The 21,928-nt window shown below is 70.4% G+C and carries 18 protein-coding genes and 1 pseudogene; 7 read left to right on the forward strand and 12 right to left on the reverse strand.

The features are described 5' to 3' along the window. The coding region (locus E0504_RS45540) for a TCP-1/cpn60 chaperonin family protein (protein WP_306769385.1) at positions 1 to 303 on the forward strand (303 nt) is incomplete at its 5' end. A gap of 378 nt (positions 304 to 681) precedes the next feature. After that, entirely contained in the window at positions 682 to 2,829 is a 2,148-nt protein-coding gene (helR, locus tag E0504_RS45545; protein ID WP_112109145.1) for an RNA polymerase recycling motor ATPase HelR, read from the forward strand. Positions 2,830 to 2,855: 26 nt separating this feature from the next. Here the strand turns inward: helR and E0504_RS45550 are convergent, their stop codons facing one another. Next, on the reverse strand, positions 2,856 to 3,659 hold the full coding sequence (locus E0504_RS45550) for a hotdog domain-containing protein (RefSeq protein ID WP_112109146.1): 804 nt from the start codon (positions 3,657 to 3,659) through the stop codon (positions 2,856 to 2,858). 277 nt (positions 3,660 to 3,936) lie between these two features. Continuing rightward, positions 3,937 to 4,815 carry an alpha/beta fold hydrolase gene (locus E0504_RS45555; protein WP_131627593.1) on the reverse strand — a complete coding sequence of 293 codons (879 nt, stop codon included), beginning with the start codon at positions 4,813 to 4,815 and terminating at the stop codon, positions 3,937 to 3,939. Between the two features lie 115 nt (positions 4,816 to 4,930). Here E0504_RS45555 and E0504_RS45560 point away from each other — a divergent pair, with 115 nt between their 5' ends. From E0504_RS45560 to E0504_RS45570, 3 genes are all read left to right on the forward strand, one after another. Beyond that, positions 4,931 to 6,817: a BTAD domain-containing putative transcriptional regulator gene (locus tag E0504_RS45560; protein ID WP_131627595.1), complete on the forward strand. Its 1,887-nt coding sequence runs from the start codon at positions 4,931 to 4,933 to the stop codon at positions 6,815 to 6,817. Between the two features lie 401 nt (positions 6,818 to 7,218). Beyond that, positions 7,219 to 8,190, forward strand: coding sequence for a TIR domain-containing protein (locus tag E0504_RS45565; protein WP_112109149.1), 972 nt, complete (start codon positions 7,219 to 7,221; stop codon positions 8,188 to 8,190). Then, positions 8,187 to 9,812, forward strand: a complete 1,626-nt coding sequence (locus tag E0504_RS45570; protein ID WP_112109150.1) for an SPFH domain-containing protein — start codon at positions 8,187 to 8,189, stop codon at positions 9,810 to 9,812. The genes E0504_RS45565 and E0504_RS45570 overlap by 4 nt, the downstream gene beginning before the upstream one ends. 353 nt (positions 9,813 to 10,165) lie before the next feature. Here E0504_RS45570 and E0504_RS45580 read toward each other — a convergent pair whose 3' ends face one another. Further along, positions 10,166 to 10,570, reverse strand: coding sequence for a MarR family winged helix-turn-helix transcriptional regulator (locus E0504_RS45580; RefSeq protein ID WP_243657934.1), 405 nt, complete (start codon positions 10,568 to 10,570; stop codon positions 10,166 to 10,168). Between the two features lie 162 nt (positions 10,571 to 10,732). On the opposite strand from E0504_RS45580, the gene E0504_RS45585 reads away from it, so the two are divergent. Then, positions 10,733 to 12,274 carry an MFS transporter gene (locus E0504_RS45585; RefSeq protein ID WP_112109152.1) on the forward strand — a complete coding sequence of 514 codons (1,542 nt, stop codon included), beginning with the start codon at positions 10,733 to 10,735 and terminating at the stop codon, positions 12,272 to 12,274. A 407-nt stretch (positions 12,275 to 12,681) separates the two neighbouring features. Here E0504_RS45585 and E0504_RS45595 read toward each other — a convergent pair whose 3' ends face one another. The 6 genes from E0504_RS45595 to E0504_RS45620 all read right to left on the reverse strand — a co-directional run bounded on the left by E0504_RS45595 (position 12,682) and on the right by E0504_RS45620 (position 19,255). Beyond that, positions 12,682 to 13,443: a phospholipase gene (locus tag E0504_RS45595; RefSeq protein ID WP_112109163.1), complete on the reverse strand. Its 762-nt coding sequence runs from the start codon at positions 13,441 to 13,443 to the stop codon at positions 12,682 to 12,684. Between the two features lie 164 nt (positions 13,444 to 13,607). Next, positions 13,608 to 16,856, reverse strand: coding sequence for an FtsK/SpoIIIE domain-containing protein (locus E0504_RS53860; RefSeq protein ID WP_112109164.1), 3,249 nt, complete (start codon positions 16,854 to 16,856; stop codon positions 13,608 to 13,610). Beyond that, a complete protein-coding gene (locus tag E0504_RS45605) occupies positions 16,849 to 17,244 on the reverse strand; it encodes a hypothetical protein (RefSeq protein WP_112109153.1) in 396 nt (131 codons plus the stop codon). Before E0504_RS45605 ends, E0504_RS53860 begins: the two co-directional genes overlap by 8 nt. A gap of 4 nt (positions 17,245 to 17,248) precedes the next feature. After that, positions 17,249 to 17,923, reverse strand: coding sequence for a hypothetical protein (locus E0504_RS45610; protein ID WP_131627598.1), 675 nt, complete (start codon positions 17,921 to 17,923; stop codon positions 17,249 to 17,251). A 48-nt stretch (positions 17,924 to 17,971) separates the two neighbouring features. After that, the gene (locus E0504_RS45615) at positions 17,972 to 18,244 is read right to left on the reverse strand and encodes a hypothetical protein (protein ID WP_131627600.1); all 273 of its coding nucleotides are present in this window, start codon (positions 18,242 to 18,244) and stop codon (positions 17,972 to 17,974) included. A 225-nt stretch (positions 18,245 to 18,469) separates the two neighbouring features. Continuing rightward, entirely contained in the window at positions 18,470 to 19,255 is a 786-nt protein-coding gene (locus E0504_RS45620) for a neutral zinc metallopeptidase (RefSeq protein WP_112109165.1), read from the reverse strand. Positions 19,256 to 19,643: 388 nt separating this feature from the next. Here E0504_RS45620 and E0504_RS45625 point away from each other — a divergent pair, with 388 nt between their 5' ends. Next, positions 19,644 to 20,819, forward strand: a complete 1,176-nt coding sequence (locus E0504_RS45625; protein WP_071066655.1) for an amidohydrolase family protein — start codon at positions 19,644 to 19,646, stop codon at positions 20,817 to 20,819. A gap of 153 nt (positions 20,820 to 20,972) precedes the next feature. On the opposite strand, the pseudogene E0504_RS45630 reads toward E0504_RS45625, so the two are convergent. The 3 genes and pseudogenes from E0504_RS45630 to E0504_RS45640 all read right to left on the reverse strand — a co-directional run. Beyond that, positions 20,973 to 21,227: pseudogene (locus E0504_RS45630) on the reverse strand (SDR family NAD(P)-dependent oxidoreductase); the annotation flags it as partial. Then, on the reverse strand, positions 21,119 to 21,382 hold the full coding sequence (locus tag E0504_RS53070) for a helix-turn-helix domain-containing protein (RefSeq protein WP_243657935.1): 264 nt from the start codon (positions 21,380 to 21,382) through the stop codon (positions 21,119 to 21,121). The pseudogene E0504_RS45630 and the gene E0504_RS53070, both read right to left, overlap by 109 nt. Beyond that, positions 21,379 to 21,912, reverse strand: a complete 534-nt coding sequence (locus tag E0504_RS45640; protein ID WP_112109156.1) for a mycofactocin system transcriptional regulator — start codon at positions 21,910 to 21,912, stop codon at positions 21,379 to 21,381. The genes E0504_RS53070 and E0504_RS45640 overlap by 4 nt, the downstream gene beginning before the upstream one ends. Between the last annotated feature and the right edge of the window lie 16 nt (positions 21,913 to 21,928).

Consider the following 21,928-nt stretch of genomic DNA (forward strand, 5'->3'; position numbering starts at 1 on the left):
CGCGCGCTCGCCGCACCGCTGCATCAGATCGCATCCAACGCCGGTCTCGAGGGCGGCGTGGTGGTCGAGAAGGTCCGCGGTCTCCCGACCGGGCACGGCCTGAACGCCGCCACCGGCGAGTACGTCGACATGATCGCCGCCGGGATCATCGACCCGGTGAAGGTCACCCGCTCGGCGCTGCAGAACGCCGCGTCCATCACCGGCCTCTTCCTCACCATCGAGGTCGTGGTGGCGAACAGCCTGGCGGACGCGGCGGCGTCCGCGTCCGCGGATGCCGCCGCCTTCGGCGACATGGGTATGTAACCGCGGCACCGGCTCGTCGGCGGACCGGCCTGCACGGTCGGCCCGCCGACGCCACTGTCCACCACTCGTCCCACCACTCGTCGACGCTGTGCGCACCGCGGCAGCCGCGTTCGAGAGCTCCCGCTTGGGAACTTGGGAATACGCCGCGGGCAGATGGCCTCACCGAAGAGGTTGTCCGCCCATCGCGGACGAAAATGGGCAGGGGGGAACATCAACTCCCCGCCGCTTTCAACTTATAGCACGCGGGGGGGCTTGCGTCAAGACCCAGGCTGTGCCGCAGAATAGCCAGCCGAGGCCAGATGCCGAGCAGAATCCAGCCGCGCCCGTGAGCGCCAGAATTTGGATCTGAGGTCGCGAGCCTCAGGTCGGAGCCGAGACGTGAACCCCCTGACCACCAGCGCGTTCGACCTTCCCGACCGCCTCGCCGCCAAGGCCGACCCGACGCTGGTCGCCGGCGACGAGCAGCACTTCACGGCCATCGCGGAGAGCCTCGAACAGTCGATCGCCGAGCTGTCCGACCGCCTCGACACCGCGCGCAGGGCGCCCGGCGGCATCGGCCAGGAGGCGATGGACCGGGACCTGGAGATCCACCGGCTGACCGCCCGCCTGCGCGCCCTGCGCCGCTTCGGTCTGGACCTGTGCCTCGGGTACATCATCCGGGTGGACAACCCCGAGCCCGTATACGTCGGACGGCTCGGGCTCACCGACAGCGCGGGCCGTCGCCTGCTGCTCGACTGGCGCTCGCCCGCCGCCGAGCCGTTCTTCGGAGCGACCCACGCCAACCCGATGGGCCTGGCGAGCCGCCGCAGGTACCGCTGGACCCGCGGCCGGATCAGCGACTACTGGGACGAGGTGTTCACCCCGGACGGGTTCGAGGGGCACGCCGCGCTCGACGACCAGTCCGCGTTCATCGCCAGCCTGGGCGGCAACCGCTCCGCCCGGATGCGGGACGTGCTCGGCACCATCCAGGCCGACCAGGACGCCATCATCCGCGCGGGATCCGACGGCGCCCTCGTCGTCGACGGCGGTCCGGGCACGGGAAAAACCGTCGTCGCGCTGCACCGCTCCGCCTACCTGCTCTACGCCGACCCTCGCCTCGGTCACCGCCGCGGCGGGGTGCTGTTCGTCGGTCCGCACCAGCCCTACCTGGCCTACGTGGCCGACGTCCTCCCCAGCCTCGGCGAGGAGGGAGTGCAGACCTGCAACCTGCGGGACCTCGTCGCCGAGGGAGCCACCGCGACGATCGAGACCGACCCGGACGTGGCCCGCCTGAAATCGTCCGCGAACCTGGTGAAGGCGATCGAGACGGCCGTCAGGTTCTACGAGGAACCGCCCACCAGGGGAATGACGCTCACGACCCACTGGGCGGACGTCTGGCTGAGCGCCGACGACTGGGCCGAGGCGTTCGAGGCACCGGACCCCGGCACCCCGCACAACGAGGCACGTGACCAGATCTGGCAGGAGCTGGTCACGATCCTGATGGACAAGCACGACGACGACATCTCGGCGCACCTGCTCCGGAGGTCGCTGCTGCAGAACAGGGCGCTGCTCACGACCTTCAACCGCACGTGGCCGCTGATCGAAGCGGCCGACCTCGTCGGAGACCTGTGGTCGGTACCCGCCTACCTGCGCAAATGCGCTCCCTGGCTCAGCCCCGACGAGGTCCGGCTCCTGCAGCGCGCGGACACCCAGGCCTGGACGGTGTCCGACCTGCCGATCCTGGACGCGGCCCGGCAGCGGCTCGGCGACCCGGAGGCGTCCCGGCGCAGGCGTCGGCAGGACGCCGCCGTCGCCGCCGAACGCGAACACATGACCAAGGTCGTCGACAACCTGCTCGAGGCCGACGACGACGGTGAGGGCCTCGTGACGATGCTGCGCGGGCAGGACCTGCGCGACGTCCTGGTCGACGAGTCCGCGCTGCCCACCACCGACCCGGACCTGCTCGCCGGCCCGTTCGCGCACGTCGTCGTGGACGAGGCCCAGGAGCTGACCGACGCGGAGTGGCAGATGCTGCTGCTGCGCTGTCCGTCCCGCAGCTTCACCGTCGTCGGGGACCGCGCCCAGGCCCGCCACGGCTTCACCGAGTCGTGGCGGGAACGGCTCGCGCGGGTCGGGTTCGACCGGATCAGGCAGGCGTCCCTCAGCATCAACTACCGGACGCCGGAAGAGGTCATGGCCGAAGCCGAGCCGGTCATCCGCACCGTGCTCCCGGACGCCAACGTGCCGACCTCCATCCGCGGCAGCGGCATCCCCGTCCGGCACGGATCCACCTCGGAGCTGGATTCGGTCCTCGACTCGTGGCTCGCCGCGCACGCCGACGGGATCGCCTGCGTCATCGGCGATCCCACGTTCCGGCCGACGTCGCGCGTCCGGTCGCTGACCCCGGAGCTGTCGAAGGGGCTCGAGTTCGACCTGGTCATCCTCGTCGACCCGGAGGCCTTCGGCACCGGCATCGAAGGAGCCGTCGACCGCTACGTCGCGATGACCCGCGCGACCCGGCAACTCGTCATCCTCACGAGCCCCTGACGTCGGCGGGCCTGATCGGTGTGGGATCAGCGAGCCCGGCCGAAGGTTCGGGTGGTGGCGAGGACGGCGAGGCGGTTGTCGGCGCCGGTGTCACGCACCTCGACCCGGCCGAGGCCGTCGCGGACCAGCGCGGTGGCGACGACCGGGCCGACCCGGGCCGGGCGCAGGTAGCGGATCCCCAGGGAGGCGAGCGTCTCGCCCGGGGTGAGGGAGAGCGCCGCCTCCTCGGCGGTCAGGGCGAGCAGCCCACCGTTGATGGTGTTCGACGCGTTGATCGCGTCCTCGGCGCGGGGCAGCGTGGCCACGCCCGGCGCGAGGATCTCGCAGCGGGCCCGCTCGGCCAGCGGCCTGCTCAGCCGTCGGCCCGGGCTCCGGCGCGGCCGGGTCTTCAGGTCCGCCAGATCAGGTGCCATGACCAGGGCGGGGTTCGGGGCGGCCATGAACGAGGTGACGGCGAATCCGATCCGGTCACCGCCACTGCCGGTGAACTCGACCTCCACGACGCCGACCGACCGGCCGGCCTTGACCAGCCGGGCGGCCACATCGATCGTCTCGGACTCGCGCGGCGGGGCGAAGACCTGGACGTCCAGGTCGAGCGTGACGGGGACGCGGGGGGCGAACCGGTCCATGACCGTGTAGCCGGCCACGGTGTCGGCCCAGATCGCCAGGATCGACGTGCGCACGCTCCGCGTCCCGGGGGCGAACAGCTCCGGGACGACCGGTGCCGACCCGTGCCACTCGTCGCCGACCAGGTCGAGGCCGAAGCCGAGCTCGAGCAGGATGTGGTCGTCGGTGTGCGTGACGTACTGGACTTCATCGGTGGTGGTCATCGCTGCCGCCCCCCGGGCATGACGTGGCTTGCCTCGCCGGGACGACGCGGGTCCGCACCTCGGCTGGAGCCGCTTCGGCTGAGCACTGGTCTCCGATCCGCTCCTCGGCGCACAGCGCGAGCAGGCGTCCGGCCGGCCGCCGAGGAACTCCCTGATCCAACAATATTGACGTCGAAATCAAGGCACGTGGCCGGCGGTGTGGCGCACAACCCACGTCGTACGCCGCGCTCGCTGTCCCGCCGGGGTCCCGGGGCCCCAGCGATGGCGGCCGCCGTCGTCACCGGGCGAGAAGGTCACGGATCACCCGGGCGATCTCGTCGGGGGCCTCCTCCGCCATGAAGTGGCCGGCGCGGGTGAGGCGGTGGTCGAGGTCGGGTGCCCAGGCCCGCCAGAGCGCCTCGGCGTCGAAGCCGAGCTGGGCGCCCCAGTCCTGCTGCACCACGGAGACGGGCATCGCGAACTGCGAGCCGGCGTCGAGGTCGGCCTGGTCGTGCGTCAGGTCGACGCCGGCGGACGCGCGGTAGTCGGCGACGATCGACGGCACCGCCGCGGCGCTCGCTCGCAGGTATTCGGCGCGGACGTCCGCCGGGATCGCCGCCGGATCGTTCGCCCAGGCGTCGAGGAAGAAGCCGAAGAACGCGTCCGCGCTGTTGATGATCAACGTCTCGGGCAGGCCATCTGGCTGCGCCATGAGATAGAGGTGGAAGCCGACCGCGCCGGACACCCCGTGCAACACGTTCCACATGTCGAGGGTCGGTACGACGTCCAGGATGCCGAGGTGCGTGATCGTCTCGGGATGATCGAGCCCGGCTCGGAACGCGACGAGGGCTCCGCGGTCGTGGCCGACCAGCGCCAGGCGTTCGTGGCCGAGCGCCGCGGCAAGCGCCACGACGTCCGCCGCCATGGTCCGCTTCGCGTACACGTCGGGGCCCGTGGCGGGCGGCTTGTCACTTGCTCCGTATCCGCGAAGGTCAGGGCAGATGACCGTGTGCCGGGCGGCGAGGCGCTCGGCGACCTGGCGCCACATGAGGTGGGTCTGGGGGAAACCGTGCAGCAGCACGACCGGGCTGCCCGTGCCGCCGATCGCCGTCGAGAGCATGGCACCGTCCGCACCGGGCAGGCGGGTGTAGTCGAAGCCGGGGATGGTGAGGGGCATGACGCGCGTCCTTCCAAAGCGGGTGCCGTACCGGGCGAGCCCAGGCTGCACGGCGCCGGTCAGCGGCGAATCAGCGCGCGACGCCGTGGGGGCGGCGGGCCGTGAGGATGGGGACATGCGGATCGAGGTGCTGGGCGCGGTGAGGGCACGACGCGAGGACGGGACCGAGATCGACCTTCGCGGCCCCCGGCACCGTGAGGTCCTTGCCCGCCTCGTCGCCGCCGACGGACGGATGGTCGCCACCGACACCCTCGTCGCCGACCTGTGGCCCGACCCGCCGGCCGGCGCCGTCGGCGCCCTCCGCACGTTCGTCGCCGCCCTGCGCCGCGCCCTCGAGCCCGAACGCCCGCCCCGGACGCCACCTCGCGTACTGGTGACAGAGGGGCCCGGTTACACGCTGCGCCTGCCACGGGCGGACGTCGACGCCCACCGCTTCGAGGACGCGCTCGCCGCCGCCCGCCGCTCGTCCGACGCGCTCGCGCCGCTCGGCGTGGCGCTCGCCGCGTGGCGCGGACCGGCCTACGCCGACCTGCCCGACGCCGGGTGGGTGCGCGGCGAGCGCCGCCGGCTCGAGGAGCTGCGGCTGCAGGGCGTGGAGCTGCGGGCGGGCATCCTGCTCGATCGCGGCCACGGGGCCGATCTCGTCGCCGAGCTCGACGCGCACGTCACCGAACATCCGTGGCGCGAGCCGGCGTGGGGACTGCTCGCCCGCGCCCTCTACCGCGCCGGGCGCCAGGCCGACGCGCTCGCCACACTCCGGCGCGCCCGCGCGATGCTCGTCGACCAGCTCGGGCTCGACCCGAGCCGCGCACTGCGCCGGCTTGAAGCGGACATGCTCACCCAGTCGCCCACCCTCGAACCGCGGGGCTCCGAACAGCCGGCCACCACCACCCGCCTCGGTCCGCGCACGACCGTGAACATCGCCCGCGCCCTGGCCCTCGCGGGCGGCGACGCGCTCGTGTCCTCCCGGCGCGACCGGCTCGCCGCCGCGCTCGCCGCGGAACGAACGGGCAACATGACGCTGACCGCCCGCGTCATCGGTGCCTATGACGTGCCCGCGATCTGGAACCGTGCCGATGACCCGGTACAGGCCCGCGCCGTCGTCGCCGCGGCCGAACGCACGCTCGCCACGCTCGGCCCCGCCGCGCCCGCCGACCTGCGGGCCCGGCTCCTCGCCACGATCACCGTCGAGAGCCGCGCCGAGGACGCCGCCGGGCCGGCACGGGAGGCTGAGGCGTTGGCACGGTCTCTCGGTGATCCCGCCCTGCTCGCCTTCGCGCTCAACGGCGTCTTTCTGCAGTCCTTCTCCCGGCCGGGACTCGCGCAGCGGCGCGACGACATCGGAGCGGAACTCGTCGCGGTGTCCACCCGGCACGGGCTGCCCACCTTCGCGATTCTCGGCCATCTCGTACGCCTGCAGTCGGCGTCGGCCCGCGGTGATCTCGACGCTGGCTCCCAGCACGCGGCCGCGGCCGAGCGGCTCGCCGCCGAGCACGAGTCGCCGCTCGTGCCGGTGCTCACCGGGTGGTTCCGGGCGCTCGTCATCGCGGCCCGCAGCGCCGCGCCCGGCGGGCCGTCCGCCGCCGCGGCCGCGGCCGCCTACCGCGCCGCCGACACCGCGCTCGAACAGGCCGGAATGCCGGGCCTGCACCGCGGCCTGCTACCGCTCGCCCTGCTCGGGCTCCGTCTGCTGCACGACCGCCCCGCCCCGATCGACCCGCGGCTGGACTGGGGCCCGTACACGCCGTGGGCGGCACCGCTCGTGCTCCTCGCGCAGGACCGTCGGGAACAGGCGCGAGCCGCCCTCGCCGCGACGCCCGAACCGCCGCACGACCACCTCCAGGAGGCGCTCTGGTGCCTCACCGCCCACGCCGCCGCCCAGCTCGGCGAGCATGCGATCGCCGGGCGGGCCGCGGCGGCCCTGCGGCCCGCCCGCACCGAACACGCCGGCGCCGCCAGCGGCATGCTCACGCTCGGCCCGGTGGCGCGCTACCGCGGCTAGGCGCCGGCGGTCGCGGCGGGGACAGTGGTGTTACTCAGACCGGCAGGCCGGACCTTCCATGCCCCACCGGGCCGATATGGGCACACTTACTTCTACTTCAGAGCAGATTATGGAGCTAATATGTCCATTCTTAATCCTCGATAGCTGGGAACGCTGGGGGTCGCGATCAGTCTGGGTACGTCCTCGGGTCGGGCAAGGCCGAAAAATGAGGGGTTCACCGGTCTGGCTCGACCAGCGCTCCGAGCTGAGGTGATCCGTTGGAGCGCCGGCGAGCTCGTCCTGCCGACAGTGCCCGCGCCGGGCGCCGACAGCCGGGACGCCGCCATCTGTCCGGCATGTGACCAGGGCTGGAACCGCACGACCCGGCGCTGGCCGCGATGAGTTCAGGGCAAGGACGAGGGATGCTGGCCGCGGAGTCGCCTTATGTGGGAAGCAGCACGCTGAACGAGCCCTCGCTGTTTATCTCGTACGCGCATGCGGACGCCATGTACGTCGAACGGCTCGCGCGGTGCCTGGACGGCTTCGGCCTGCCCGTCTGGTACGACGACGGCCTGGGGTGGGGCACTCGATTCACCCAGGAGATCCGGCTACGGATCAGGAACGCCCTCGCGGTCATCGTCGTGATGTCCCCCGCGGCGGAGAAGTCGGAGTGGGTCGAACGGGAGATCCTGGAAGGGCAGCGGCACGACCGGGAGTTCTTCCCGATCCTGATCGAGGGAAGCCGACTGTTCCTGCTCGCGACTCGGCACTACTTCGACGCCCAGGACGGCTCGTTGCCAGGCGAGCGGGAGATCGCGCAGTTGCAGGCGGTCTGCAGGAGCACGGGCACCGCCGGCGGAGACACCCCGACGCTCCTGCTGCGGCCGCCGCACCAACGGGCGTCGACGGTGCACCTCTCCAGGGAAAGATCGTTGGAGAAGCTCGGCTCGCTCTTCCAGGAGGGAGAGCTGGAGCATGCGGACATCCTGACATCGTCGCTGCTGCTCGAGTCGGTGCAGCGGCTGGAGGCCGGCTGGATGCGGCGCCGGGCTGACGGCGAACGACTGCCCATCGACCTGCTGGCCCGGATCGACTCACTGTGGGAGGACGCCTCCGAGGGAAAGCAGGGGTTTCGCGCCCAGATGGCCCGTCACATGGGCCTGCGCGTCGACACCGAGCGGGATTTCGTCCAGCTGGCACAGGCGCTGGGGTGGACGAGCGGCCGCGGAGACACGAATCCACGCTATGGAGCCTTCGTCGGGGCCGCCGGCCGCGGAAACGGATTCTTCCCGACTCTGCGTAATCCGCAGATGGAGCGATATCAGAGCTGGCATGACCAGTGGGTGCAGACAGTCATGGCTGTGCATTTACGGCTACTGAAAGGCGGGGGATGATCGTGCCCTGGTACGGGTGGCTGCTGCTGGTCATTTTTCTCGGCGGTGGGGGGTATCTTCTCTTCATCGGGCTGATAAAGGTACCGCCGGGCCAGGTGGGAGTCGTTCGGGTACGGTTCGCCCCGAGCCACCCGGACGACGCACGCCGGCGGGTGAAGGTGCATGGCTCGCCAGGGGTGCAGGCCGAGCTGCTGAAGGCCGACTGGCTCTACTTCCGGCCGCCGGTGCTGTACCAGATCAGCTATCGGGAAAGGACCAGGGTCCCGCCGGGAACGATCGGCGTGGTCGTGGCGAGGGACGGGGAGACGGCTCCGGTGCACGAGGCGCTTTCGAGGCACGTCGAATGCGACTCCTTTCAGGACGGGCGCGCCTTCCTCCGCAACGGGGGCCAGAAGGGAAGACAGCCCGCGGTGCTGCCGGTCGGCGAGTACGACATCAACCCGGAGCTCTTCGACGTCGTGACGGTGGAGACGATCGGGTCTGGCCGGTACGGCCTCACCGAGAACGACCTGAGAGAGATCGACGTTCAGGTCGGAACCGCCGGAGTCGTGATCGTCCGCGTCGGACAGATGTACGACGACAGCAACGCCGCGGTCGCGCCGCGGGTACCCGGCCATCGCAGTTTCCAGTACCCCTGGGCTTTCCTCGAGAACGGTGGTTGCCAGGGGGTACAGGAGGAGACGCTCCCCGGCGGCGGGAGCTATCAGATCAATCCGTGGTTCGCCCGCGTGGTCCTCATCCCCACCCGGGTCCTCGTCCTGGAGTGGAGCAGGAAGCGGCAGGAGGAGAGCCGCTTCGACTCGGCGCTCGACCAGATCGTGGTCAACGTCGGAGGATTCCCGATCCGGTTCGACATGCAGCAGACCATCCAGATTCCGGCCAGAGCGGCGCCGCGGCTGGTGAGCCAGTTCGGCGAGCAGGAGAAACATCCGGTCGAGCCGGACGACGACGTGACGAGACCCGCCCCGGTGCGCCGGTTCGTCGAGCGTGTGCTGGGGACGACGGCCGAGGGATATTTTCTGAGTACGGCCAGCGAGTACAAGGTGCTCGACTTCCTGAACAGTCACAACGAGGTTCGGCTGGAGGTCGAGCAGAAAGTCCGCCAGGCGCTTGACGAATGGGATATCGAGGCGGTCCGCACCACCCTCGGCGAGTTCGAACCACCCGCGAACCTTGACGAGATCCGCCGGGCGATCGCCAGCGAGCGGGAGCACGCACGTATCCACCGGCACGAGCTGGAGAACGCGAGAATCAAGGCGGAGATCGTCCGGGTCCAGGCGGAGAGCGAAGCGGTCGCCAAAGGAATCCGGAGCACAGCGGAGGCGGAGCACATCCAGAAGCTGGCGGCGGCGGAGCTCGAGGCGAGGATCCAGCTTCTGGGCCAGGATGTCGTGGCGATGGAGCTCCTCCTGGCACAGCTCTCGAAAATGAACGTGCCGACCTATGTCGGCGGCGACGCGACCGCGCTGCTACAGCACATGCCCCTGGAAGCCGCACGCGAAATGATCAACAATGCGATCGCCCGCGTCCAGCAGAAGGAGGTGGCTGGCGCGCCGCCGCGTCCCGGCCCACCCGACGACGGCACCGCCAGCGAACTGACAGCCGGTACCGGTCCGATCTGAGGCTCCCCGGCTGATGAATCAGGCCGTGCGCCCGCATCATCCGCGGCGCGCTTTTACTCGTCGGGCGGGTAGTCGGTGGAGGCGGCGAGGTCACGCTGACGTTCAGGTTCGCCGCGACGCGCCCCCTCACCTGCGGGTCGCATCCGCCGAGGGCGACCAGGATCGCGAAGGTGAGCAGCTCACGGGTGGGGATGTCGACGCCGCCGCGGGTGTACACGCTGGCCGCCTACGCCGCCCACGTCAGGTGCCGTACCCGCTGCCAGGCAGGACCTGCCAGTGCCTGTATCGGCGGAGCCCGCGAGCCCGGATCGTCCCGAGCCTGGTTCGTCCCGAATCCGGCTCGGAGGGGGCTCCTACAGGTTGGGCCGGCGGATGGCGCCGTCGAGCGCCTGGCCCAGCAGGCGGGCGAGGGTGGCCCGTTCCTCCCGGCTGAGGCCGGCGAGGATCTCGTCCTCGACGCTCTCCTGAGCCTGCTCGGCCCGTTCGAGCGCCTCGCGGCCGGTCTCGGTCATCGTGACGAGATGGCGGCGGCGGTCCGCCGGGTCGCGGCGCCGCTCGGCCAGGCCGGCGGCTTCCAGGTCGTTGAGCAGCAGGACGCAGTAGTTGGCGTCGATGCACAGGCCTTCGGTCAGGGCCTGCTGGGTGGTGCGCGCGTGATCGCGCAGGTAGGCCAGGGCCGCCATGTCCTTGAGGCTGATCCCGAGCAGGTCGGGCGTGCTGGCCCGGTGGACGAGCCGCGACAGGCGGGTCAGCAGCACGATCGGCCCCGTGGTTGAGGTGGCTTCCGGCATCGAACTATAGTAGCGGCATCGACATCATCACTGATCCGTGATGATTAACCTGACGTGATTATCGATGCCCGATGACCAACCACGCTCCGACTCCCCCGGAGAAGATCCCCTCGATGACCGACGCAGTCGATGTCTGACCCCACGCTGGCCGCAGTTACCGGCGGAGCCGACCGGCGCCGGTGGATCGCCCTCGTGGTCGTGTGCCTGGCCATGCTGATGAACGCGCTCGACTCGTCGATCGTCAACGTGGCGTTGCCGTCGATCCAGGGCGACCTGCACTTCAGCCAGTCCAACCTCACCTGGGTCGTCGACGCCTACCTGATCGCCTTCGGCAGTTTCCTGCTGCTCGCCGGGCGCCTCGGCGACCTGGTCGGCCGCAAGCGGGTGTTCCTCACCGGGGTCGCGCTGTTCACCGCCGCCTCGGCGCTGTGCGCCGTCTCCCCCAACCAGGGCACGCTGATCGTGGCCCGCTTCGCCCAGGGGCTCGGCGGCGCCGTCTCCTCGTCGGTGATCATCGCGATCATCGTCACCGAGTTCCCGAACGCGACGGAGCGGGCCCGGGCGATGAGCGCCTACATGCTCGTCGCCGTCGGGGGCGGGTCACTGGGGCTCGTGGCCGGCGGAGTGCTCACCCAGGCCGTGAGCTGGCACTGGATCTTCCTCATCAACGTCCCGATCGGGGTCGCGACCTTCGCCCTCGGGGTCGTCCTGATCGAGGAGAACGTCGGTCTCGGAGTGGGCCGAGGAGTGGACGTCACCGGTTCCCTGCTGGTCACCGCGGCGCTGCTGCTCGGCATCTACGCGATCGTCACGGCGGCCACCCACGGCTGGGCCTCGGCCCAGACACTCGGGTACGGGGCCGTCGGGGTTGTGCTCCTGGCCGCGTTCTTCCTGGTCGAGGCCCGGCGGAGCAATCCGATCATGCCGTTGCGGATCCTGCGGGTGCGCAGCCTGGTCGGCTCCAGTGTGGTGCGCGGATGCCTGTTCATCGCGATGTACGCCGTCTTCTTCTTCGGCGCGCTCTACCTCGAGCAGGTCCGCGGCTACAGTCCGCTGCGCACCGGGCTCGCGTTCCTGCCGATGTCCCTCGTCATCGCGGCCCTGTCGATGGGCATCGTCAGCCGGCTGCTCATCCGCTTCGGAGCGATGAACGTGCTCGTCCCCGGACTGGTCGCGGTGATCGTCGGCCTGTTCCTGCTGACCCGGGTGGACGAGCACACCAGCTACGCCGCCGGCCTGCTCCCGGGGCTGCTGATCCTCGGTCTCGGCATGGGCGTCGCGATGGTCCCGCTGCTGTCGATCGCCATGGCGGACGTCCCCCCGGCCGACGCCGGGCTGGCCTCGGGAATCGTCAACGTCTCGCTCTGGCTCAGCTCCTCGGTCGGCCTCGCCGTCCTCTCCAGCCTCGCCGCCAGCCGCACGAAAACCCTCACCGCCCCTGGGCACTCCGCCGTCGCCGCCCTGGTCAGCGGCTATCACCTGGCCTTCCTGATCGGTACCGGCTGCGCCCTGCTCGGGCTCGTCACGACGCTCGTCGTCCTGCGCGCTCCGGCCCGGGCGGCGTTCGCGGCGACGCGGGCGGCAGCGGCGGCGACAGCCGAATCCGCGAAGCTGCCCACCCCCCGAGAGCGTCCTGAGCCCCGGGTGGAGGCGGTCCCCCACGAGTCCTGAGCCGCACGACCACCCCGGCCGACGTGGCCACCGGCGAGCACGCCGCCAGGGTGCCCGCCTACTCGGCGACAGCGCGCCGACGTCCGCCGGTGGATTCGCGGGCCAGCAGCCGCCGGGTGATGGCTTCCAGGCGGGACGCCGCCGAACCGCTGAACGACGGGCCGTCCACGCTGATGCGGCGTCCTTCGACAAAGGCGCTCAGTGGGTCGGGGGCGGCGCGTCAAGGAGAGGCGGAGATCAACCAGTTTCCCGATCTGCTCGACATCATCCAGGGACGTGCGGCGAATCCGGTCACCGAGGCGCTCGCCGACCGGTTGACCCGGCTGACGCTGGCGGGGAAGCTGCGGGTCGGCGACCCGTCCGCTTCCCGGCCGCCGCACCGAGGCGATAGTGCATCCGTGCCAGAACTAGCCGAAGGCCCGCACCGCGTTGTACATCAGCAGGGCTGCGCGCTCGCAGGGCATCATGACACCGAGCCAGTTCACCTGCGGCTGGCCGGCCGTCACGCAGGTCGCCCGCAGGTCGACGAGGAACTGGTTGTCGATCGCCAGCCGCCGCTGCCCGGTGGGGTCGACCGCGGGGCCGTTCAGGAAGTTGCGGTAGCCGAAGTCGTGACGCAGGCAGGGGTCGGCGAACAGGTCGTCCACCTCGGGCGGAGTCGGCCCGCTGCATCCGTCGGTCGTCCACACCAGGATTCCTGACGGACCGGCCGCCCGCGCGTTCCGCACGACGACGAAGTCGGCCAGCGGGAGGCTGTACACGCTCGGCACGTCGACGGCGGGCACCTCCCCGCCGGGCACCCGGTGGACGTCGGTCTCCGTACCGGTGGCGAACACGGCGCCGCCCTGGAAGTAGCTCACGCTGTCCGCACCGACCGCGGGACGCGGGTCGAGCAGCGGATTCCCGAGCGGCCCGGCCGGGCCACCGAGTTGCGCGTAACGGTCGTAGACCGGGCCGCACACCTTGAAACCGCCCACAACGTGACAGCCGCCGGATCCGGCACCCGCGGTGGACGCCGCCGCCGCGACGGACTGGCAGCCGGCCGCAAGCAACGCGAGCACGGCGCAGGCGAGCACGGCGCAGGCGAGCGCGGTGCAGGCGAGCGCGGTGGCGGCGGCGGGGCGGCGCCCCAGCCAACGTCGCACGGCAGGGGCCCGACGGTCTGACATGATCTGCTCCTTTTCGACCAGTCGACGGTAGGTCGAAAAGGGCCCCTGGGGCACGATGTGCCACTGTGCGGTAACCGACAGGTCGGCTGGCGTACAGCCGCCCGGACGCCGGCGGGCCGGGCCGGCCACCCCGAACCGCATTCAACCGGGCTATGGAACAGCCTTCAGGGAAGTGTTTCGCCGAAGGCTTTCAACCAACCGGGCGGCGGAATGCCGTACGGGCGTAGCCGGGTCTGGCTGCCGTCGTCGACCAGCACCGCCTGGCCGTCACGCAGCCTGGCCGTCGGCCGTCCGATCAGCGCACTCACACGATCGTCGAAAGAGTCACTGTAGCGGCGGGTGAGTACGATGCCGAACTGGTTCAGAATATCCCGGTGGACGCGGCGCAGCCCATTGCGGTCGATCGTCGCGATGACGAACACGCCTACTTCGGAGCCCTGCTCCAGCAGATGGCTGAGCGGCACACCCACTCCGGCCGCGCCATAGCCTTTCGGGGAGGAGTCGAGCTCACGGCAGCGGTGCAGGCCGTTGAGTATGAGCACCCTGCAGTCGGCGATCGAGGTCATGGTGTACGCGTCGTCCGCATGCCTCTTTCGCACAAGGTCCGCGAGGGACTCGATCCGCTCCAGGCAGTGTGTGGCGCTCCATCGGCGCAGGCCGGGGAGGACAGCTCCCAGCTCGGCATGGACAGCGGTGTAGCGGTGGTCCACCGGGGTGAAATCGATCAGGGTGATGGCGTCCGCGTGATCCGCGTGGCCTGCCTGAGCCCCCTGATCGGCGTGATCAGCATGATCCGGAGACGCGGTGCTCCGGCCCACGCCCAGCGTGGCGAGCGCCGCGGCGGTCGATGTCAGTACACCGACGTTCGCGGCGTCGTCACCGATGACCAACATCGTGCGATCGGCACTCGGGGTGAGGTCGACGCACACCGGGGCCGACAGCCCCATCGGCTCGCCGAGCCAGATCCGAATCGTCTTCGCCGGGGTCGACTGAGCACGGGCCAGCTTTTCGAAGATCCCGTCACGGGTGATGTCACCGGGCCGGTCACCGTCGTACACCGCGGGAACACGGACGTGGTGCCGTGCGTGGGCGAGCTTGCGCATGGCCCCGAGCATCGCCGTGCGGGTGCCGGCCTCGATGAAGGCGATCTGGAACTTCGTGTCACGACCGAGCTGGCCCGAGCTGGGATTGTAGATCGCTTCACCCCGAAGGCCCAGCTGACTGGCGCTGGGATTGTTCTCGGCGAGTACCCGGCGGCTGACCTGGTCATCGCAGCGCAGCGCGACCCGCACCTCCATCTGCCGGACGGTGCTACCGCCCATGACGACCGGGCTGCTCGGCGTCTGCGACGAGAGCAGTACGTGGATCCCGTACGCCCGACCCATGCGGACGAGGGTCTCCAGGCTGGCCGCCGCGTCCCGGCCGACCGCGTCGTCGACGTCGAACAGGACGTGGAACTCGTCGACGACGAGCAGGATCCGGGCGAGCCGTGGGTCGCTGGCCCCGTTCGCGGCCCTGGCCCGGGCGCTCCGGTAGTTGGCGAGTTTCTCGACCCCGTATTTTTTGAAGAGCTCCGCACGGAAATCGATCTCCGTCAGTAGTGTGCGCATCGTTTCCAGGCCGAACTCGCGTTCGCTGTGAATGGCCACCTGGCGGGCATGCGGCAACTGCCGGACGGCATAGTCCTGGAACTCGATGCCCTGCTTCAGGTCTACCAGGTAGAGCTCCAGTTCCGCCGGGGAGTAGACGGTCGCCGCGGCCAGCACGATCGTGTGCAGCAGGGTCGTCTTTCCCGAGCCGGTGGTACCGGCGACCATGACGTGATTGCGGGTGCCCTCACCCAGCCGCATGGCCATGACGTCGTCCAGGCTGTACGTCCCGATCGGGATCACGAGCCCGTCGGAGGCATCGCCCTGCCACCAGGTGGCCGGATCGCCCGCGTCGACCGGTCGCTCCATACCGGCGATGCCCCCGAGCTCGGGTCTGGTCGCCGCCGGCACCAGCGACAACACGCGGTCCAGGGAGACGACCACCTTGCCGGCGTCACGCGCCCGATCCGCGACACGGTCGACGATCGTTCCCAGCATCCGGGACGTCTCCCAGGTCGGCTCGCGCGGATGCTCCAGCACGAGCTCCCACCGGTCGGCCGCCGGCGACCCCGCCGCGGCCGGCCCGGGCCTGGCCCGCCCTCCCCCGACCAGCTCCAGGTGGTGGGGATGCTCGGGGTCATCGTCCGTGATCATCAGGACGGTGTAGACACCGCACCGAGGGCCGTTCGCCATGACCTGGTCGAGCCGGGTAAGGCTGTCCGGCGTGGTGAATCCGCGAGGGTAGTCGAAAACCACCACGACGTGGTAAGGCTCAGGGCGCGCGTCAACCAGCTGGTTGTAATCGACAAGCGAGTCCAGCCGGTGCGGGCCCAGCAGGTCCCGTTCGATCCGCCCGATGCGCCCGACCAGCTCGGCGAGCCTGCCCTCGATCTCGTGATAGTCGATGAGCGGGGTCTCCATGAGCCGCACGTCAGTCGAGTTCAGCCCGGAGAGCGACCGCACGGACCGACCCAGCGAGATCGAGTCGACAACCGACAGCCGCAGCTGGCCGGGTGGGATCGAGGCCAGCATCCGGCCGATCAGGCCGAGCGCGACGTCGGAATGTTCGGTGTTCGCGCGACCGGCCTTGACAACGAGGTTGGTCGTGCGGGGAAACGGCAGGAGGGCGGGCACGACGAGTTGCCCGCCGTCATGCCCGGCCCGGATGTACCACCCGATTCGCAGTCCGTCGACGGGTGTGGAGACCGGGGACCACGTACTCCAGTCAGCGTCCGCCGGCAGACTGATCCCGTCGAGGTCGGCGCGGACCGCGGCGACCTCCGCCTGGAACAGCGCCAGACTTTGCCGCCAGGCGCGCTTCGCGGCCGCGACGGCGTTGCCGTGGCTGGCCCGGGCGTTCTGGGCGGCCGTCCGCACCTGCGCGTCGAGGTCCTCGGTCGCCCGTACGATCAGTTCGTCAGCGCGTCGAACGGCAGCTACCGCGACCCTGGTCCAGTGCCGTTTGCTTCGCAGTGGCGAGCGCAGGCGACGAACGGCCAGCGCCAGCGCGTCGACGACCTCCGTGGCGCTGTGCTCGGGAACGGGGCCGTGCTGGCGGCCTTCCTCGGTCTCCCATAATCGCGGTCGGGAAACGAGGATGTCACGCACCTCGGTCACCCGGCTCTCGACCTCTCGCGCGCGCCAGTCGGCCCACTTCGCCACTGCCTGGCTGCGCTTCTTGCCCACTTTGTCGCGCTCTCCGGCAAGCGCCGCGTCGGCCTCGTTCACCGCACGGTCCGCCTCACCGACAATGCGGTCCGCATCGGCACGTAGCCGCTGCAGCCTTTGGATGAGATCTTCGCGGCCCGCCTGCGCCTCACTCATCCTGAGCGCCCACCGACCGCCGCGGCCCGTCATCCTGGACGTCCGCCCACCACTGCGGCCTGTCGTCCTGGGCATCCGCCGACCGCCGCGGCCTGTCGTCCTGGCGGCGGCGGCGCGAGCGAGCCTCGTTCTCCTGTTCGGCGAAGATCCGGTTGATGTCACCCACAGCCTGGTCCATGTCTGTCGACGTCCTCGCGAACTCCGCGAGTTCCGCGGCCATGGGCCGGGCGTAGTGCTCCAGATAGCGGTGGCCGGGCGTGTCGGTCCAGCTCCGCGTCAACTCGGTGAGGGCCCCGCTGAAACGAGCCAGGACGTCACCCGCGATCTGGACGGATTCGGTAAGACGGCTGTACTCCGCGGGCCGGTGCAGCGGTGCGTCAGGATCCATCGGACTACCCGATGCCGGAGAAGGGACTGGCAGACCCGGTCAGCGCGGCGGAGACCAGGCTGGGGAGATCCGAGTTGTACTCGTCGAGCAGATCGACTCTGCAGGTGAGCAGGAAGGTCGCGCTCGTTGCGAGGTCACGGAGCGCGGCCGCCCTCGCTGCCGCGAACTGGGCGCGGCCGACCTCTGCCTGGACCCGGTCACGCAGCGAGAGTGCGGCGCTCACGCGCTGCTCGGCCCGGTGTGCCTCGACCCGGGCCTCCGCGAGCCTTCCCATGGCCTGGTCCAGCCTGCGGGTGGCGAGGGCCAGGCCCGCCTCGGCACGCGCGACGGCCGCCATGGAACCGGAGACATCCGCCGGCCGCGGGTTCATCCCCTCCCGGTCGGTGCCGCCGCGTTCCGTGTGGGCTCGTTCGAGCTCCGCCTGGGCCCGTGCCAGCGCGTGGCGCGCGTGCTCGACCGCTGTCTCCGCGGTCCGCACCGCGTTCTCGGCCGACGCCAGCTCCCGCATGGCCTCGTCGTACTCGATGCGCCGCGACCGCACGTTCTCCTCGGCCCGATCCGTCAGCGCGGTCAGTCGGCTGACCATCTCGGCGACCACGTTGTCGATACCGGCCACCGTGGTCGCCATCACCTCCACATGCCTGTTGAGCACGGCGGGGTCCGCCGATACGAGTGACACCTGCCTCCCGCCCCGTTAAGTCCGTCCGCCCCGTAGCGTCGCGACCGCTCAGGAGGACAAGTTGAGATAGTCGTTGAGCGGCTCGGTCTTCCGGCGCACCTTCTGGGCGATATCGTTCGAGGTGCCGAGGAAGGCGCGGAGCCTGTCAGCCATCTCCGCGACCTCGGACGCGAACTGCTGCCCCTGGGCATCCTGCCAGTCAAGACCATCGAAGTGGGAACGAAGCCTGCCGATCTCGCCGAGCATGCCCGTGCTGAAGTCGTTGAGATGCGTGGCGAACTTGGCCATGGCATCCGGGTCGGCGTGCACCTGTCGGGTCATCGATCCTCCGTTCCTCGGGCCGCGGCGCCGAATGTCGCCTTTTTACGGGATCTGAAAGCCAGACAAAATCATTGTCGCAGCCCGGACTCCGCGGCGCAGCCCTTTTCTGCAAGCCTGGTCGGCCGGCCAGCGCCCAGTGCCCGAACCCGCTTGTTCCGAGGTCTGGTCACCGATGCCGTCCCGACGGAGGCAGAATGCTCGGCGGAAAAACCTCGGAGCATCAGCTCAGAAGAGCACGCTGCCGGTGGGTGACTCGCCGAGGCGGTAGCAGGTGTCGCTGTCGCGTAGGTAGCCGAAGGCGAACGCCTGGGCGCGCTGGCGGGGCGTGCCGTGCGCGCCGTCCGAGGTGGCGGTCTCGCGGTCGAACCAGCCACGGTCGCGGGTGTCACCGAGGGTGAAGAACAGCAGGGCGCCGGAAAAGGCGTCGCCGATGTCGAGCCGGTCGGCGTCGGTGGCGAAGCGGGCCTCGTCGCCGGCGAGGCAGTCGGCCTGGTTCTCCTCCGCGCGGGACACGACCCCGGTCCGGCCGGAGTGGGTGGCCGCCCGGTGGGCCAGCTCATGCATGATCACGTACATCGGGTAGGACGGGCCGCCGGCGTCGTGCAGTTCGGTCATGAAGTCGACGCTGTACGCGACGGTGTCGTCGAGTGGGCAGTAGAGGGCGTTGCCGGCGAAGGCGGCCGGGTCGGTTTCGCCCTCTCCGCAGGCGATCGGTGGGATCTCGCCGTCGCGGTAGGGGACGAAGCGCGGCGCGGTCCACTGGTCGCCCAGCTCACCGGCCCAGTAGGTGTTCACCGCACCGGGACACCCCGCCGGTTCGGAGATGATCGCCTCGACGTCCTGAACTGTCTCGACGGGACCGCCGCAGCTCCCGGCGGGCGCGGTCAGCTCCGCGGCCGGGGCGGCGCCGTCCCCGGCGGCCGTCGACTCCAGCCCGGCGCATCCAGCCAGCAGACTGCCGCCGAGTGCAGCGGCGAGCATGCCCGCCAGGACCGTTCGCCTGACTCCCATGCCGCCCACCGTATGAGCCCGTGTGGGCACATGGCCCGGTTCGTCGGCACTCGGACAGATCTGGTCGCGGGCCCCGCCCGCACCGTGGTGTTCGAGTGGCGGCCGCCTCCGGCCCCGCCGCCCACCGACCATCGCCCGCCGGCCTCTACCACCCGGGGTTCTCGCCGACCCACTCCTTAGTAAGTGTTCACTTGTGTCTTTGGGTCAACGCGGCTAGCCTGCTCTCCACGCGGCGGATCAGTCCGGGGAGTGCGACGCGTGACCGCCGTGGGCGCGTCGAAGGCACGGTCCCGTCGTCACCGAGGTCGCTCAGCTCCCGGAGAGGCCGTGAACGTACACGCGGGTATGTGCCGAACCGGCGCAGCCGAAACGACGCGAGGAGACCCGAGTGGTCAAGCTGGCTGACGGAATTCGAGTGGTCGACGCCGACGCACACATGACCGAGCGCCACGACCTGTTCACCGAACGGGCGCCGAAAGGCTACGAGGACCGGGTCCCCCACGTCGAGCGGATCGACGGCGTCGACATGTGGATCGTCGAGGGCAAGGCGTTCGGCAAGGCAGGCTCCGGCGGCACCGTCGACCACCACGGGAAGAAGCACCCGTTCCGGGACTCCCAGGGCGGGTCCTGGGGCATCAACGACGTGCACCCCGCGGCGTGGGATCCGAAGGAGCGCCTGCGCCTGATGGATGAGCTCGGCATCCACACGCAGGTCCTCTACCCCAACGCGATCGGCATCGGCGGCCAGAACCTGCGGAACTCGGTCCAGGACCCGATCGTTCTCCGGCTCTGCGTCGAGCTCTACAACGACGCGATGGCGGAGGTCCAGGCGGAGTCGGGCAACCGGCTGCTCCCCATGCCGATCATGCCCGCGTGGGACATCCAGGCCTGCGTCCAGGAGGCCGAGCGCTGCGCCGCCCTGGGCTACCGCGGGGTCAACATGACCGCCGACCCGCAGGACTCCGGCTCACCCGACCTGGGCGACCCCGCCTGGGACCCGTTCTGGGAGGTCTGCGCCGGGAACCAGCTCCCCGTGCACTTCCACATCGGGGCCAGCCAGACCGCGCTGTCCTACTTCGGCACGACCTACTGGCCGAGCCAGGACGACTACGTGAAGCCGGCGATCGGCGGCGCGTCGCTGTTCCAGAACAACTCCCGGGTACTGCTCAACAGCGCCTACTCCGGGATGTTCGACCGTCACCCCGACCTGAAGATGGTCTCGGTCGAAAGCGGCATCGGCTGGGTGCCGTTCATGCTCGAGGCGATGGACTACGAGCTCGAGGAGAACGCGCCGGAGTACTTCCACAAGCTGCAGAAGCGGCCGTCGGAGTACTTCGCGTCGAACTGGTACGCGACCTTCTGGTTCGAGAAGGGCCGCGGCGACCTCCAGCACCTCGTCGACACCGTCGGCGAGGACAACATCATGTTCGAGACCGACTTCCCGCACCCGACCTGCCTGCACCCGGACCCCCTCGGAATGGTCGGTGAGACGATCGCCTCGCTGCGTCCCGAGACGCAGCGGAAGGTCATGGGCGGCAACGCGGTCAAGCTCTACCGCGTCTGACCCGGCTCGCGGCGTGAACCCGGCACGACCGGGCGGGCCCGCTCCAGGCAGTGGCCATGGAACGGGCCCGGGCGGCCGGCCGCCGGACACGACGACAAGGACGGGCCGCAGCACCCGCGATCCCGGGCCCGGACCGTCATGGCGGTTTGGTGCTCAGATCTGGTTGACCCCGCCGTCGACGTGGAGGTTGCTGCCGGTGGTGAAGCTGCTTGCCGGGGAGGCGAGGAACAGCACGGCGTTCGCGACCTCGTCCGGGTGACCCATGCGACCCAACGGCACCTCGCTGGCCAGGGAGCCCTTCAGTTGGTGGGCCTGCTCCTCGTCGGCGGCCAGGCCGGTGATGCCTGGGGTGTCGATGGGGCCGGGAGTGATGGCGTTGACCCGGATGCCCCGGCCCTTGAGCTCGTCGCGCCGGGGAACAGTTTGTAGATCGTCAGCGGCGAGACGCGGGCACGGCGCGCCACCTCGCGCGTCTGGACGGCGTCGTGGCCACCGGACTCGAGCAGCTCCAGCACCACGCTGAGAATCGCGTCGGCTGGCTCAGACCCGGGCACCTGGTTCATCTCCGCCGTGTCCCGCCGCCCTGCGGCTCGGCGGTGAGGATGTCGTCGCGGAAGCCAGCGGCGAGGGCGCGTAGCGCGGCGTCGAGGTAGAGGGTGAGATCGGCGTCCGCGTGGATGGACCAGCGTTCGTAGGCGGCACGGCAGACGGCGAGGGTGGCCCGGCCGACGGCGAGCGGGTAGAGCGAGTCGGCCGGCTGATCGGTGCGGCGGGCGACGAACTCGGTGATCGCGCGCTCCCAGGCGTCGTAGTGCACCGTGGCGCTGGCGACGAGTTCGGGCACCGTGCTGATCAGATGCATGCGCATGCGCAGCTCAGGCACGTCCTCGGCCCGGTAGTAGTTGGCTGCGATGACCGCGTGACGGACGGCGTCCATCACGGGCAGGTCGCCGGAGGTCTGCTGGAGATTGGCGCGGATCGTGGTGACCTCGTTGTCGAACTCGTTCCACAGCACCTGCGACTTCGCGTCGAAGTACTTGCGGGCGCTCGTCCCGCGGGGCCGGCCACGGCGGTCGGGGCTTGTTTGTGGCACTAGGTGACGTTATTGT

Source organism: Parafrankia sp. BMG5.11 (assembly GCF_004337455.1).

Excerpts from the sequence above, each read along its gene's own strand:
- E0504_RS45550 (WP_112109146.1), bottom strand. The coding sequence starts at position 3,659 with ATGACCACCACCGATGAAGTCCAGTACGTCACGCACACCGACGACCAC.
- E0504_RS45555 (WP_131627593.1), bottom strand. The coding sequence starts at position 4,815 with ATGCCCCTCACCATCCCCGGCTTCGACTACACCCGCCTGCCCGGTGCG.
- E0504_RS45560 (WP_131627595.1), top strand. The coding sequence starts at position 4,931 with ATGCGGATCGAGGTGCTGGGCGCGGTGAGGGCACGACGCGAGGACGGG.
- E0504_RS45565 (WP_112109149.1), top strand. The coding sequence starts at position 7,219 with ATGCTGGCCGCGGAGTCGCCTTATGTGGGAAGCAGCACGCTGAACGAG.
- E0504_RS45570 (WP_112109150.1), top strand. The coding sequence starts at position 8,187 with ATGATCGTGCCCTGGTACGGGTGGCTGCTGCTGGTCATTTTTCTCGGC.
- E0504_RS45585 (WP_112109152.1), top strand. The coding sequence starts at position 10,733 with ATGTCTGACCCCACGCTGGCCGCAGTTACCGGCGGAGCCGACCGGCGC.
- E0504_RS45595 (WP_112109163.1), bottom strand. The coding sequence starts at position 13,443 with ATGTCAGACCGTCGGGCCCCTGCCGTGCGACGTTGGCTGGGGCGCCGC.
- E0504_RS53860 (WP_112109164.1), bottom strand. The coding sequence starts at position 16,856 with ATGAGTGAGGCGCAGGCGGGCCGCGAAGATCTCATCCAAAGGCTGCAG.
- E0504_RS45605 (WP_112109153.1), bottom strand. The coding sequence starts at position 17,244 with ATGGATCCTGACGCACCGCTGCACCGGCCCGCGGAGTACAGCCGTCTT.
- E0504_RS45615 (WP_131627600.1), bottom strand. The coding sequence starts at position 18,244 with ATGACCCGACAGGTGCACGCCGACCCGGATGCCATGGCCAAGTTCGCC.
- E0504_RS45620 (WP_112109165.1), bottom strand. The coding sequence starts at position 19,255 with ATGGGAGTCAGGCGAACGGTCCTGGCGGGCATGCTCGCCGCTGCACTC.
- E0504_RS53070 (WP_243657935.1), bottom strand. The coding sequence starts at position 21,382 with ATGAACCAGGTGCCCGGGTCTGAGCCAGCCGACGCGATTCTCAGCGTG.